This window comes from Ruegeria sp. HKCCD7255 (assembly GCF_013031565.1).
Taxonomy (GTDB): domain Bacteria; phylum Pseudomonadota; class Alphaproteobacteria; order Rhodobacterales; family Rhodobacteraceae; genus Ruegeria.
Map to the genome: position 1 here is coordinate 155,063 of NZ_WQAG01000005.1, position 14,219 is coordinate 169,281.

The following is a 14,219-nucleotide window of genomic DNA, read 5'->3' on the forward strand; positions in this document are numbered from 1 at the left end:
GCTCCGTTTCTGTTGGTTCAGATATGCGCCCGAGGGCCAAGGAAGTCAAGAATTGGAATCGTTCTAAAGTGCGCTGGCATATGACAGGGCAGCGTCCAACCTGTCATCACCCCAAAATACCTCGCTCTCGACCACGAAACTGGGCGCACCAAACAGGTCCAAGGCCTTGGCCCGCGCGCCCTGTTCAAACAAGGCGGCTTTTATCGCGGGGTCGGCCGCCAGCGCGAGGCTTTCGGCAGGTAAATCCGCCTTTCGCAGGCATTCAGTCAACACGCTGTCCTGAGAAATATCGTGGCCTTCGCCAAATTCGGCCGAAAAAACGGCCCGGCAAAACGCTGTACGATCCGTCTGGGCATCGACGGCCAAGGCCAACCGTGCGGCTTTCAGGCTGTTCTGCGGAAACGGTTCCGGACGGTGCAGGGGAAGGCCGCGTTCATCGCACAACCTCTCCATATCGCGCCACATATAGCGCCCTTTGGCCGGGTAAAGGCTGAAGGGGGATGTCGCCCAGCCCTGTTCGGCAAAGATCGGCCCCAGAAGAAAAGGGTGCCAAGACACAGACACCCCGCACCGGGCGGCCTCATCTTCAATCCTCATCGCGCTGAGATATGAGTAGGTGGACGCGAAATCGAACCAGAATTCAAGCTGCGCGCCCATGGTGATCCCTCAGGTGATTTCTTCCAGCTTTTCCTTGCTCAGGTCACCGGGAACGATAGTGATCGGGATCGGCAAGCTGCCCGAGTTCTTGGTCAACTGCGTGATCAGAGGGCCGGGGCCCTTCTTGTCGGTCCCCGCACCAAGAACCAGCACACCGATTTCCGGATCTGATTGCACATGTGCAATGATCTCAGCCACCGGGTCGCCTTCGCGGATCGCAAGCACAGGTTCAACCTTTTGCTTGTCACGCATCCATTTTGCAAAGACCTCGTAATGGGCATGGATACGTTCGCGCGCCTCTTCGCGCATCACTTCGGCCACGCCGATCCAGTGATTGAATTCGTCTGGAGGGATGACCGAAAGGATGGTGACGCCACCACCGGTATGGGCCGCACGCATCGCCGCAAAGCGCATCGCGTTCAGGCATTCGCGACTGTCATCCAGAACAACCAGAAACTTGCGCATTACTGTCCTCTTTCTTTTTCCCAGATCATGCCCGAAGCTGAACAGGCTGGCAACCAGAGCGGTTTGGGTTAACCCGCACTTGCAGCCCAATCCCAATACATCTCGCGGGCGCGGCGAGCAATGGGGCCAACCTGATATTGCGTTTCATCCAAGGCAGTTACCGGTGTCACCTTGTTCATGTTCCCCGTCATGAATACTTCGTCTGCTGCGTGGAAATCATCGAAACTCAGCACTGTTTCGTGGACCTTGACGCCATCGCTGCGCAGGTTTTTCATATGTCGCGCGCGGGTGATCCCGGCCAGAAAAGTGCCATTGGGGACAGGGGTGAACACCTCTCCGTCGCGAACCATGAAGATGTTCGCGGTTGCTGTTTCGGCGACGTTGCCCATTGCATCCGTCACCAGCGCGTTCGAAAACCCCTTGGACCGCGCCTCTTTCAGCATTCTCGCATTGTTGGGGTAAAGACATCCGGCCTTGGCATTGACCACCGAAGATTCCAAGACCGGACGGCGGAACCGGGTGGTTGTCAGCGTGACGGAGGCAGCCTCGGGTGCCATCGGGATCTCTTCCAGGCAGATGGCAAATCCGGTCGTGTCGCTTTGCGGGACAATTGCCGTGATGTCGCCGTCGATACCCCAATACATTGGGCGGATGTAGACTGCGGCGTCTGGTGCATAGGATTGAAGGCCTTCGCGCACGATCTCGACCATTTGCTCGGGTGTCACGGTCGGGTTCAGCATCAAAGCTTCGGCTGACCGGTTCACCCGCGCACAATGGGCATTGAGATCCGGAGCCATGCCATCGAAATACCGCGCCCCATCAAAGACTGACGAGCCCAGCCACGCGCCATGATCCGCAGCGCGCATGATCGGCGCGTCGCCATCGTGCCACTGACCTTCGAAATAGGTACGGATATTCTTTCCGACTGCCATGATGCCCTCCACAGTTTGGGCCAAACTAGGAGGGCATCACGCAGAGGTCCAGCGGATTGTCAGCGCGGCTTAATCGGAACCCGCGCCGACCATTCCAACGATCTCATAGGTCTGGCGCAGGATCGGTGCGGTGATCTCTCTCGCGCGTTCTGCCCCGCGCGCCAGGATGCGATCAATCTCGGACTGGTCACCCATCAGGCGCGCCATTTCCGACGAGATCGGAGACAGTTTCTCGACCGCCAGCTCGGCCAGCATCGGTTTGAACTCCCCGAATTGCTTGCCACCCACCTCGCCCAGCACCTGCGCAGCAGACTTGTCGCTGAGGGCCGCGTAGATATTGACCAGATTGCGCGCCTCGGGACGGTCGTCCAGCCCCTTGAGCTCAGAGGGCAAAGCATCCGGGTCAGTTTTGGCCTTGCGGATCTTCTTGGCAATCGTGTCAGCATCATCGGTCATGTTGATGCGGCTCATATCTGAGGGGTCGGATTTGGACATCTTCTTGGACCCGTCACGTAAGCTCATGACACGGGTGGCAGCTCCTTCGATAACCGGCTCGGTGATGGGAAAGAAATCAACGCCGAAATCGTTGTTGAATTTGATCGCAATGTCGCGGGTCAGCTCTAGATGCTGCTTTTGGTCTTCACCCACTGGAACGTGTGTCGCGTGATAGATCAGGATATCTGCAGCCATCAGCGACGGATAGGCAAACAGGCCCAGCGAGGCGTTCTGCTGGTTCTTGCCGGCCTTGTCCTTCCACTGGGTCATGCGCTGCATCCAGCCCATGCGGGCGACACAGTTAAAGATCCATGCGAGTTGGGCGTGTTCAGGTACCTGGCTTTGGTTGAACAGGATCGATTGTTCTGGATCGATGCCTGCGGCAATGAAACCGGCACACAGTTCACGGGTGTTGTGCATCAATGCTGCTGGATCTTGCCAGGTGGTGATCGCGTGCAGGTCAACCATGCAATAGATGGTTTCGAAATCGGCGCCCTGCATGTCCACAAAGCGTTTCATCGCGCCCAAATAGTTGCCCAGGGTCAACCCGCCCGAAGGCTGGATGCCCGAAAACACGCGCGGCGTGAACTGGGTCTCGGTCATCGAAGGAAACTCCCGTCTGGAAAAATCAGCCCCCGTCGCTTACCCATGAGGTCAAGGGACGTCAACAGCCGCAAAGGGCCGCCCAATGAGCAGTGACCACAATGTACACGCCGTGAACCCCTTGCCACCCGCCGTTGTGGCGCTGTTTTTGTGTATCATGGGGATCGAGCTGGCCTTTACCCTTGGCGCACGCGGATTGATCGGCGGACCCGAAGCTGTCGGATGGCGGCTGCTGGCGCTTGAGAAATATTCGTTTTCGCCCAATGTCTTCAACTGGATGGTGCAAAACGGGCGCTGGCCGCTGGACTATGTGATGCGCTTTGTCACCTATCCGTTTGTCTCGGGCAACTTCACTCAGGCCATTTTTGTGTCCGTGTTTTTACTGGCGATGGGCAAGATGGTGGCCGAGGTTTTTGGTGGCGTGCAGATGCTGGTGATCTTTGTGCTGTCCGGTGTGGGCGGCGCTTTGGCCTATGTGCTGCTGTTGGACCCGGCCTATCCCTTGGTCGGAGGGTTCCCTCCGGTCTATGGGTTGATCGGCGCGTTTACCTGGCTGTTGTGGCGCAGATTGTCTTTGATCGGAGAAAACCAGTCGCGGGCTTTCAGCCTGATTGCGATGCTGATGGGCATTCAGCTTGTGTTTGGTTTGCTGTTTGGGGGGACGTCGGACTGGGTCGCTGACCTGGGCGGTTTCGCTACGGGGTTTGGTTTGTCCTTCTTTCTGGCACCGGGCGGCTGGTCCCGGATCGTAAGCCGCATCCGTCGCGAGTGATTACGACCGTCGCAAGGCGCGTTTGAACTCGGACAATTGGAACGCCTTGAGCAGATGGCCAAGGATGAAATAGGCCAGCGCCGCAATCATGATCAGCAAAATCAGGGCCAAATAGCGCCAACCCTCTAGCTGGAATGCCCAGCCGAATAGTTCGATCGCGGCGTAAAGCACCACACCCATTCCGGCTGATGCCGCCATGATCCGCCAGATCCTGCGTTTGAAACGCTCATCAAATCGGGCCTCATCACCCATGCGGCGCGCGCCAATGGCCAGCAACAGCACCATCGCCCAACCCGCAGCCGAGGCCGCAATTGCCGGGGCGATCCAGCCCACCAGCGGGAAGAGCCCGAACGCCAGCACCGCATTGACCACCATGGCCACCACCGCAGAGCGAAACGGCGATTTGGTATCTTCGCGGGCAAAGAACAATGGCTGAAGCAGTTTCTGCAGCATGAAGGCAGGCAGCCCGATGCCGTAAATTGCCACGGCCATTGCGGTTGCGATTGTATCCTCGGTGCTGAACTGGCCACGTTCAAACAGGACCGACACCAACGGTTGCGGGATGATGACAAAAGCCACGGTCGAAGGAATGGTCAGCAGCAAGGTGAATTCGCCCGCGCGGGAAAACGCGTTGCGAGCGCCGTCCTTGTCATCAGCGCGCAAACGGCGCGACAGGTCGGGCAGCAATACGATACTGACCGCAATCCCCACCACACCCAGCGGCAATTGATAGAGACGGTCAGCGGCAAAAAGCCAGCTCACGGCTTTTTCGGTCTTGGATGCCACCAATTGCCCGACCACCAAATTGACCTGAGTGACCCCCATCGCCAGAGCGGCAGGCACAGCAACGCGGACCATATGGCGCATTTCGGGGCTGAGTTTTGGCAGCCCGGGGCGGATTACGACCCCGGCGCGTTCGGTTGCAACCCAGACCAGCGCCAATTGGGCCACCCCGGCAACGGGGATGACGGCGATCAGCCAACGAATGACTTCGCCCCCCGAAATCGCCCCGAAAACGAGGGCCGAGCAGGCGAATATGTTCAATAGGACGGGGGCTGCTGCTGCGGCGGCAAACCGGCCTGTTGCGTTCAGCACCCCAGAAAACAGGGCCGCCAAAGCCATGAACAGGATGTAGGGAAACACCACATAGCTGTAGTCAACCGCAAGGTCGAAGCGTTCGTCGCCATAAAACCCTTCGGCGGTGATCCAGACCAGGGCTGGCATGAACACCATGGCCAGCCCAACCAGCGCCAGAACCGCGACGGCCAGCAGGTTGAACGCATCTTGGGCAAAGCCCTGCGCATCCTCGCCCCCTTCCAGCCGCTTGGAAAACATCGGCACAAAAGCCGCGTTGAAGGCGCCTTCGGCAAAGAACCGGCGGAACATGTTGGGCAAGCGGAAGGCTGCTACAAAGGCATCCATCACCGGTCCGGGTCCGATATAGGCTGTTAGCAGGATCTCTCGAACGAAACCAAGGATACGGCTGGCAAGCGTCCAGAACCCGACTGTGAACAGGCCCGAGAACAGACGGATCTGTTTCATGACGCGGCGCGCTCGGCGCCGTCGGCAATGGCCTTGCGCAACCGGCTTTCCAAGGCGCGCTGTTTGCTTTCCGAGTGGTATTTCAGGCCAAACATGTCTTTGACATAGAATGTATCGACCACCTGTTCGCCGTAGGTGGCGATCACTGCATTGGCGATGTAGACATTCGATGCCGCCAACGCGCGCGTCAGGTCATAGAGCAGACCAGGGCGATCGCGGGTATCGACCTCGATCAACGTATAGATCTCGGACCCTTCATTGTCGAAAGTGATATGCGTGGGAACGTTAAAGGCTTTTTCGCGCTTCTTGATCTTGTCGCGGGATTTGAGCGCCTCTTGCGCCACGACCTCGCCTTTCAGCGTTCGGCTGATCATCTTGGTCAGACGCGGCAGGCGATCAGCCTCGAACGGCCGGCCCTGCGCATCCTGCAGCCAGAAGGCGTCAGCCACGTAGCCATCTTTGGTCGTATAGCTGCGGGCATCCACCACATTGGCCCCAACAAGCGCCAAAGCCCCCGCAATGCGCGCGAAAATGCCCGGATGGTCTGCCATGGCGAAACAGGCACGGGTAGCGTCGCGATCCTCGTCGGGATGCAGGCGGATCTCCATCGCGCCAGGGTCTCCGCTGGTTTCCAATGCGCGCAGCATCTCGGCAAATTCGACCTGGGTCGCGGTGTTGAGGCCCTGCCAATAGGGATCGTAATGCCGCCCGGTTTCGGTCTTGAGGTCCGCCTTGGGCCAATCTGCAAGTTGGGCTCGCAGCGCCTTCTTCGCCTCAGCTCCGCGATTGGCGCGGTTGAGGTCTTCCATACCGGTCTCAAGCGCGCGCTTGGTTTCGGCATGTAGCGCGCGCAACAACGTGGCTTTCCAGTTGTTCCAAGTGTTTGGCCCAACGCCGCGAATATCGCAGACGGTCAGGACCGTCAGCAGATCCAGTCGTTTGACGGTTTTCACCGCCTTGGCAAAATCGCGGATTGTGCGCGGGTCCGAGATGTCGCGTTTCTGTGCCATGTCCGACATCAGCAAATGATAACGCACCAGCCATTCCACCGTTTTGCACTCGGACTTGCCGAGCCCTAAGCGTGGCGCCACCTTCCGCGCGATCTGGGCGCCCAGGATTGAATGATCCTCGGGGCGGCCTTTTGCAATGTCATGCAGCAACAAAGCGACATAGAGAACCTTGCGGTTCACCCCGTTTTTCAGGATCGAGGACGCCAAAGGCAAAGCTTCGATCAGCTCACCACGTTCAATTCGGGCCAGATGTGTGATGCACTGAATGATGTGCTCGTCCACCGTATAGCTGTGATACATGTTGAACTGCATCATCGCGACGATGGGCTCGAACTCGGGCAGGAAGGTCGACAGAACACCCAATTCGTTCATGCGCCGCAATGCGCGCTCGGGGTTTCCGTGCTTCAGCATCAGATCCAGAAAGATACGCTGCGCTTCCTTGTCGTTACGCATATCTTCATCGATCAGATCCAGATTGGCTGAGACCAGGCGCATCGCGTCCGGGTGGATCAGCATTCCGGTGCGCAGACCTTCTTCGAACAGTCGAAGCATATTCAGCTTGTCGGCCAGGAACGTGTCTGGATCTGCAACATCCAGACGCCCGTGTACAACCTTGTACCCGTCCTTGACCCGCGGGCGGCGGCGGAAGATCCGTTCAAGCAGAGGCGCGCTTTTGACATGAGCAGCTTCCAGCTTGGTCAGGAAGATCCGGGTCAGTTCGCCCACGCTTGTGGCTTCGCGGAAATAGCGCTGCATAAAGATTTCGACGCCGCGACGCCCGGCGCGGTCTTTGTACCCCATGCGCTCGGCCACTTCGACCTGCAGGTCGAAGGTCAGTTGTTCGGTTGCCCGGCCGGTAACCAAATGAAGATGAGACCGGACCGCCCACAGAAATTCTTCGGCCTGGACAAAGCCCCGAAACTCCTCGGCGGTAAACAGGCCGAGTGGCACCAATTCAGCCACGTCCTGTACGCCGTAGATGTATTTGGCGATCCAGTAGAGCGATTGCAGGTCGCGCAGCCCGCCTTTGCCCTCTTTGACGTTGGGTTCGACCACATAGCGTTGGCCCTGCTTGAGGTGCCGCGCTTCGCGTTCTTGTAGTTTGGCCTCGATGAACTGCTTTTCAGAACCTTTGAACAGATCTTCTTGCAGCCGGGTGTCCAGCTCTTGCGCCAGGGCGCTGTCGCCTGCCAGTTGTCGGTGTTCCAGCATTGCGGTGCGGATCGTGAAATCCTCGGCCCCAAGGCGCAGGCAATCCTTGATCGTGCGCGAGGAATGGCCAACCTTGAGCCGCAGATCCCAAAGGATGTACAGCATGGATTCGATGACGCTCTCGGCCCAGGCGGTGATCTTGTAGGGCGTCAGGAACAACAGGTCGACATCCGAAGCTGGGGCCATTTCGCCACGACCATAGCCGCCCACCGCCATCACTGCGATCCGCTCTCCGCGCGTAGGCGTGGCCAGCGGGTGTAGCTTTTCGCTGGATACCTGCATGGCAACGCAGACGAGTTGGTCGGTAAGATAGGCGTATGAGCGGGTCAGCGGTCGGGCATCAAAAGGACGTTCGGCAAAAGCCTCTGCTATAGCTTTGCGTCCTGTTTTTTGGGTGTCCCGCAGAATGCGCACCGTTTCGGCACGTAATGCGGTGTTATCCGTGATGGTCTCGAATGCGTTGGCAAGCTGAGTGCTGACCGCGGCGCTGTCGAAGATTTCGTCTGCCGGGCAAATCAGCTCCCCCAGCGGGGGAGCGATCCGAAGGGCCCAATCAGAATCCGGCGCCAGAGAAGCTTTGTGGGGCAGGGTCAATCACAACCACCTGTTTGTTCTGAATTGTCGCGACCGCGAGGCCGCGTTGGTTTGTTCCGTTGGGCAGCAGGCGGAAGATGCCTCCGACACCTTGAAAGCCGGCCCCTTGGGTCAGGGCGGCGCCGGACAGTGCGTTGGAATTCCCCTGGCTGACCAGTGCGCCGATAGCAGCGATGCCGTCATAAGCCAACCCGCTGATTGGATGCGGCGCTTCGCCATACGTGTTGTTGTACCGCTGGCGATAGGCTTGCGCCTTGGCAGGGTCGGGTAGAGCGAACCACCCGCCTTGCACACCGGGCAATTCAAGTGTCTGCGCGGGGATATCCCAGCGAGTCAGGCCGATATACTGCGTGGTGGCCGGTGATACACCTGCTTCCGGCAGCAGTTGCGAGAACAGCGGCAGGGCCCCCGCCGTTGTGGCGGTTAGGAACATCGCGTCGGCGTTGTTGGCGTCTACAGTCGCTTTGACTGTTGGGATCGAGTCGATCACACCTTGCTGCGAACGTTCGAAATTAATCGTCCCCGCATTGGCCACCGGGCTGCTGCCTAAAGCCGAGGCAATTGCCGACTGCGCTTGCTGACCAGCGGCGTCGTTGCTGCTGACAATGACAGCGCTCGACTTGCCCTGGCGGCCTGCATAGCTGACCAGACGGTCGGCGGTGTTCTGGAAGGTTGGGCCCAGAACATAAACGTTGCCACCCGCGATGCTGGTGTTGTTCGAGAAGGACAGCACATTGACGTTGTTGTTCAAAACAGCCAGGCCTGCCGAGTTCGCAGCCTGGGCGTAGACGGGCCCCAGAATGATCTTGGCACCGTCGGCAACAGCCTGCTGCGCCACTGCTGCGGCTGTATTGGCGCTGCCTGCAGTATCATAGACCCGCAGATCGATCAGCACATTTGGCAGATCCGACATGGCCAGACGCGCGGCATTCTCAAGACTGCGGGCAAGCTCTGCATCACCGGATTGGGGCGAACCGCTTGGAACCAGCAAAGCAACGGGCACAGGCTCGGAGGTATTGATCGACGGACCTCCACCAAATCCACCGGGTTCACAGGCGGCCAGCACGGCTGCGGCGACCAGAACGGTCGCGAAACGCGCCAGCTTGCGTACGGGGTTGCAAACGGTAAACATCTAAATGAGAACTCCCTGATCGGCGGCTTGGCACGCTGCTATACTATTGCGCCGCGATAATAAACGTCACGCTGTGAGGGTCCAGCTTTGAATTTTGTAAAAACTAAATTGAACGCCGGGCTGTATTTTGTGGCCACGCCGATTGGAACGGCGCGCGACATCACGCTGAGGGCTTTGGACGTACTCGCCTCGGCAGATGTAGTCGCCGCAGAAGACACCCGCAGTTTGCGCCGGTTGATGGAGATCCACGGCATCCCGCCGGAAGGTCGGCGGATCCAGGCCTATCACGATCACAGCGGCGCAGGCGCGCGCGAGAAAATCCTTGATGCACTGCGCGACGGCAAGTCCGTTGCCTATGCGTCCGAAGCGGGGATGCCCCTGATCGCCGACCCGGGGTACGACCTTGGACGGCAGGCGTCCGAGGCGGGGTTCATGGTCACCTGCGCGCCCGGGCCGTCGGCTGCGTTGACGGCGCTGACGCTTGCGGGCTTGCCCACAGATGCGTTTTTCTTTGCCGGGTTTTTGCCCAATGCGACCGGTGCCCGCAAAGCGCGTATCGAGGCGCTGCGCGATATCCCCGGCACGCTGGTCTTTTACGAATCGCCCAAGCGGTTGGCGGCCTGCCTGTCGGATATGGCCGATGTGCTGGGCGGTGATCGACAGGTTGCCATCTGTCGTGAGTTGACGAAAAAGTTCGAAGAAGTGCGGCGCGGAACACTTGCGCAATTGGCCTCGGATTATGAATCCACCACCGTCAAGGGTGAGGTGGTCTTGCTGGTCGACCGCAGCCATTCGCCAAGCGTTAACGAATCTGACGTAGATCAAGCGTTGAAAGACGCTTTGGAAAGCCATTCGGTGCGCGATGCGGCGGATCTGGTGGCGCAGATGTACAAGTTGCCGCGCCGCCCGATATATCAAAAGGCGCTGAAGCTGGGAAAGGGATGAATTGGCCACACGATCCACGCGCGGCACACTCGCCTATCACGCAGGCCAATCGGCAGAGATGTCGGTGGCCGATGACTATGCGCGGCGCGGATACCGGATCCTCCACCACCGCTGGCGCGGTGCCGGGGGTGAGATTGATCTGATCGCGCGCGACAGCGAAGGTCTGGTCTTTATCGAGGTCAAGAAAAGCCACAGCTTTGACGCCGCTGCGGCCCGTATCAGTAAGCGCCAAATGGCACGTATTTACGCATCGGCAGCGCAGTTTCTGGAAACCGAACCGGCCGGGCAGCTGACCAATGCGCGGTTTGACGCGGCGCTTGTTGACGCCTCGGGCGCGGTTCAAATTATTGAAAATGCCTTCGGACAGGTTTGATCGCCATTGAAATCGCCATTGAACCTGGGGCGCTGCTACGCCATGTATCAGGCGTAAATACGAGGGACGCGCCATGAAAATTGCCTTTCAGATGGACCCGATCGGGGCCGTGGATATCAACGCCGACAGCTCATTCCGTCTGGCCGAAGAGGCGCAGGCCCGTGGGCATACTCTGTTTTTCTACGGACCCGATCAGCTCGCCTATCAGGAAGGTCGCATTACCGCGCGCGGACAGGACATGACGGTTCAGCGCGTGCCGGGTGATCCTGCTGTATTGGGCCCCGAGCGTGAGGTTGATCTGGCCGATTTCGACGTGATCTGGCTGCGGCAAGACCCGCCTTTTGACATGCACTACATCACCTCGACCCACCTTCTGGACCGGCTCAAAGGCAAGGCGCTGGTGGTGAATGATCCGTTTTGGGTGCGGAATTATCCCGAGAAGCTGCTGGTGCTGGACTTCCCTGAGCTGACGCCGCCTACCACCATCGCGCGTGACTTGCAGACCATCAAAGCGTTCAAGGAAAAGCACGGCGATATTATCCTCAAACCGCTTTATGGCAACGGGGGCGCGGGTGTGTTTCGGCTGGATGCCAATGATCGCAACCTGACCTCATTGCATGAGCTCTTCACCGGGTTTTCGCGTGAACCCCTGATCGTTCAGAAATTCCTGCCGGATGTCAGCAATGGCGACAAACGCGTCATTCTGGTTGATGGCGAAGCGGTTGGCGCGATCAATCGGGTGCCTGCCAAAGGCGAAACGCGGTCGAACATGCATGTGGGCGGGCGCCCCGAAAAGATCGGTCTGACCGAACGCGATAAAGAGATCTGTGCGGCCATCGGGCCTTTGTTGAAGGAAAAAGGTCAGATCTTTGTCGGCATCGACGTGATCGGCGATTACCTGACCGAGATCAACGTGACTTCGCCCACCGGCATTCAGGAACTGGAACGCTTTGATGGCGTGAACATCGCCGAAAAGATCTGGCAGGCGATCGAGGCCAAGCTTTAACCCGCCACCTTGGCGCTGATGCGAAAACTCAGCGCCTCGGCCACATGCGGTCGGCGGATTTCGTCCTCGCCGGCCAGATCAGCAATCGTGCGAGCCACGCGCAGGATGCGGTGAAAGGCGCGGGCCGACAGGCCATAGCGTTCGGCGGCTTTCAACAACAAGTCTTTGCCTTCGGGATCAGGCGCGGCGATTTCTTCCAGCAGTTTCCCCTCCACATCCGCGTTTTGGCGGGTATCGGGTGTGTCTTTGAATCGGTCTGCCTGTATCTGCCGCGCTGCGTCCACGCGGGCCGCAACGGCGGTTGAGTTGTCGCCAGACGGTGGCAGATCCAGATCGGTGAAAGCGACCGGAGGAACCTCGATCCGCAAATCGAACCGGTCCATCAAAGGGCCTGAAATGCGCCCCAGATAGTCTTCTCCGCATCCAGGAACGCGGGAACAGGCGCGGGCGGGATCGGTGAGATAGCCGCATTTGCACGGGTTTGCAGCGGCAACCAGCATGAACCGACAGGGATATTTCACATGGGCATTGGCACGGGCCACCATCACTTCGCCGGTTTCAATCGGTTGGCGCAGGGTTTCCAACACTGTGCGCGGGAATTCGGGAAACTCGTCCATGAACAGAACGCCGTTATGCGCCAATGATATCTCGCCCGGTTTCGCACCTTTGCCACCACCCACGATTGCCGCCATCGAGGCGGTATGATGGGGCTCGCGAAACGGGCGGGTGCGGCTGATACCGCCTTCGTCCAACAGGCCGCAGAGGGATTGGATCATCGAGGTTTCCAGCGCCTCGGTCGGGGTCAGAGGCGGCAGGATGCCCGGCAGGCGTGCCGCCAGCATGGATTTACCCGACCCCGGTGTCCCGATCATGATCAGATGATGTCGTCCTGCGGCGGCGATCTCTAGCGCGCGCTTGGCGCGTTCCTGCCCTTTGACGTCTCGTAGATCACGCGGGCTCGTGTCCAATGTGACCTCTCCTGGTGTCGCAGCGGCCAGCGGCGATTGTCCGGTGAAGTGGCGTACCACATCGCCCAAGGAACCCGCACCGATTACCTGCGTCGCGTCGACCCAAGCCGCCTCGGCGCTGGAGGCGCGGGGGCAGAGCAGCGTGCGGTCTTCGGCAGCGGCCGTCATCGCGGCGGGCAGAGCCCCCACTACGGGCACGAGCGATCCGTCCAGCGAAAGCTCGCCCAGCGAAACGGCACCTTCGGCGGCGTCGCGGGGGATGATCTCAAGCGCGGACAGCAAAGCAACCGCAATCGGCAGATCAAAATGGCTGCCTTCTTTTGGTAGATCCGCCGGTGACAGGTTGATGGTGATCCGTTTGGACGGCAACGCAATGGCCATCGCGCTGAGCGCGCTGCGCACCCGGTCGCGTGCCTCGGACACGGCTTTGTCCGGCAGGCCGACGATGGAAAAGGCAGGCAACCCAGGGGATACGGCGCATTGCACCTCAACCGGGCGGGCATCGACCCCCTGAAAGGCAACGGTATGAGCAAAGGCGACCATGGCGATCCTGTTTCTTGGTTAACAGGTCGTTGCTGCCATGGGCGCGGTTTAAGAATGGTTAATGCTGGGCCATCATCGCGGTGAATTTTGGCCAGGCCTCGGGGTCTGCGACGGTTTTGTCGCGGCAGAACGGGTTGCAAAAGCCCCAGACCTGACCGTCCAGTTCCAGAAAGTCGCGCACGGGGTCGCCTGAATACGGGCAATGCGTATTGCGCGACGGGCCCTGCGACACCGGTTTTGCTTTTGACGTACCGCCGACCGGCCAAGGTTGATGCGACAGTCCTTGTTGATAGGGGAAGGGATCATAATTGACCGTCAGACCCATCGCGCGCCATTGCCGCACCGCGGTGTCGGCCAGAAGGAACAGGCAATAGTCCTTATTGTCAGAAGACACCGGCAGGTCATACCCAATGATACGAGCCGCGACCGGGGTATAAAACACATCCGCCAGAGAATAGTCGCCAAACAGCGGGCCGGTATCGCTGCCTGAAACCGTGCGGGCGTGGGCCCAAAGCTCTTCAACCCGTTGTAAATCCTTCAGCGTTTCTGGGGATGCTTTGAACCCGTGCCAGCAGTGTTTCAATTGCATCGGGCATTCACCCCGCAAGGCAGAAAACCCGGCTGTCATCTCGGCACATAACCAGCGGGCTGTTGCGCGTGCAGCAGGGGCACTGGGCCAGAAGCCTGCATCGGGATGGCGTTCGGCCAGTGTTTCCGCCATAGCCAGACTTTCGCCCACGACAGTTCCGTCGGGCAGGCGCAAGGTGGGAACCAGCCGTGCCGGCGCGAGGGGCTTCATGTCTTCCTCCATGGTTCCAGAATAGAGGCCGATCATATGGCTTCGATAAGGCAGGCCGAACTTTCCCAACATCAACCAGCCGCGCATCGACCAGCTGGAAAACAGGCGGTCTCCGATAAACAAATCATAAGTCATGGCGCCACGATGGCGTCTGGGTCGTGATCCGTAAAT

Annotated in this window: 13 protein-coding genes; 4 read left to right on the forward strand and 9 right to left on the reverse strand. The window is 59.2% G+C overall.

Features of this window, described 5'->3' with window-relative positions:
- Nucleotides 1-63: 63 nt before the first annotated feature.
- The 4 genes from GOX45_RS11520 to trpS form a co-directional block, all read right to left on the reverse strand.
- The gene (locus GOX45_RS11520) at nucleotides 64-657 is read right to left on the reverse strand and encodes a 2-hydroxychromene-2-carboxylate isomerase (RefSeq protein WP_171101009.1); all 594 of its coding nucleotides are present in this window, start codon (nucleotides 655-657) and stop codon (nucleotides 64-66) included.
- A 9-nt stretch (nucleotides 658-666) separates the two neighbouring features.
- The gene (locus tag GOX45_RS11525; protein WP_171101011.1) at nucleotides 667-1,122 is read right to left on the reverse strand and encodes a universal stress protein; all 456 of its coding nucleotides are present in this window, start codon (nucleotides 1,120-1,122) and stop codon (nucleotides 667-669) included.
- 68 nt (nucleotides 1,123-1,190) lie between these two features.
- A complete protein-coding gene (locus GOX45_RS11530) occupies nucleotides 1,191-2,054 on the reverse strand; it encodes a branched-chain amino acid aminotransferase (RefSeq protein WP_171101013.1) in 864 nt (287 codons plus the stop codon).
- Between the two features lie 69 nt (nucleotides 2,055-2,123).
- Nucleotides 2,124-3,152, reverse strand: a complete 1,029-nt coding sequence (gene trpS / locus GOX45_RS11535) for a tryptophan--tRNA ligase (RefSeq protein WP_171101015.1) — start codon at nucleotides 3,150-3,152, stop codon at nucleotides 2,124-2,126.
- A gap of 85 nt (nucleotides 3,153-3,237) precedes the next feature.
- Here trpS and GOX45_RS11540 point away from each other — a divergent pair, with 85 nt between their 5' ends.
- A complete protein-coding gene (locus tag GOX45_RS11540; RefSeq protein ID WP_171101017.1) occupies nucleotides 3,238-3,924 on the forward strand; it encodes a rhomboid family intramembrane serine protease in 687 nt (228 codons plus the stop codon).
- Here the strand turns inward: GOX45_RS11540 and murJ are convergent, their stop codons facing one another.
- From murJ to GOX45_RS11555, 3 genes are read right to left on the reverse strand one after another with little or no spacing between them, the layout of a single operon-like run.
- Nucleotides 3,925-5,466 (reverse strand): murein biosynthesis integral membrane protein MurJ, encoded by a 1,542-nt coding sequence (gene murJ, locus GOX45_RS11545; protein WP_171101020.1) that lies wholly within the window; start codon nucleotides 5,464-5,466, stop codon nucleotides 3,925-3,927.
- Nucleotides 5,463-8,282: a [protein-PII] uridylyltransferase gene (locus GOX45_RS11550; protein WP_171101022.1), complete on the reverse strand. Its 2,820-nt coding sequence runs from the start codon at nucleotides 8,280-8,282 to the stop codon at nucleotides 5,463-5,465. Before GOX45_RS11550 ends, murJ begins: the two co-directional genes overlap by 4 nt.
- Nucleotides 8,242-9,414 carry a penicillin-binding protein activator gene (locus tag GOX45_RS11555; protein WP_171101024.1) on the reverse strand — a complete coding sequence of 391 codons (1,173 nt, stop codon included), beginning with the start codon at nucleotides 9,412-9,414 and terminating at the stop codon, nucleotides 8,242-8,244. Before GOX45_RS11555 ends, GOX45_RS11550 begins: the two co-directional genes overlap by 41 nt.
- A gap of 87 nt (nucleotides 9,415-9,501) precedes the next feature.
- Between GOX45_RS11555 and rsmI the strand changes: the two genes are divergently transcribed.
- The 3 genes from rsmI (at nucleotide 9,502) to gshB (ending at nucleotide 11,738) form a co-directional block, all read left to right on the forward strand.
- Complete coding sequence (gene rsmI / locus GOX45_RS11560; protein WP_171101026.1) at nucleotides 9,502-10,359, forward strand: 16S rRNA (cytidine(1402)-2'-O)-methyltransferase; 858 nt, start codon at nucleotides 9,502-9,504, stop codon at nucleotides 10,357-10,359.
- A 1-nt stretch (nucleotide 10,360) separates the two neighbouring features.
- Entirely contained in the window at nucleotides 10,361-10,732 is a 372-nt protein-coding gene (locus tag GOX45_RS11565; protein ID WP_254430549.1) for a YraN family protein, read from the forward strand.
- 73 nt (nucleotides 10,733-10,805) lie between these two features.
- Nucleotides 10,806-11,738 (forward strand): glutathione synthase, encoded by a 933-nt coding sequence (gene gshB / locus GOX45_RS11570; protein ID WP_171101028.1) that lies wholly within the window; start codon nucleotides 10,806-10,808, stop codon nucleotides 11,736-11,738.
- Here gshB and GOX45_RS11575 read toward each other — a convergent pair.
- Nucleotides 11,735-13,249 (reverse strand): YifB family Mg chelatase-like AAA ATPase, encoded by a 1,515-nt coding sequence (locus GOX45_RS11575; RefSeq protein ID WP_171101030.1) that lies wholly within the window; start codon nucleotides 13,247-13,249, stop codon nucleotides 11,735-11,737. The two genes, gshB and GOX45_RS11575, sit on opposite strands and share 4 nt — an antisense overlap.
- Nucleotides 13,250-13,307: 58 nt before the next feature.
- Nucleotides 13,308-14,183, reverse strand: coding sequence for a glutathione S-transferase (locus tag GOX45_RS11580; protein ID WP_171101250.1), 876 nt, complete (start codon nucleotides 14,181-14,183; stop codon nucleotides 13,308-13,310).
- Between the last annotated feature and the right edge of the window lie 36 nt (nucleotides 14,184-14,219).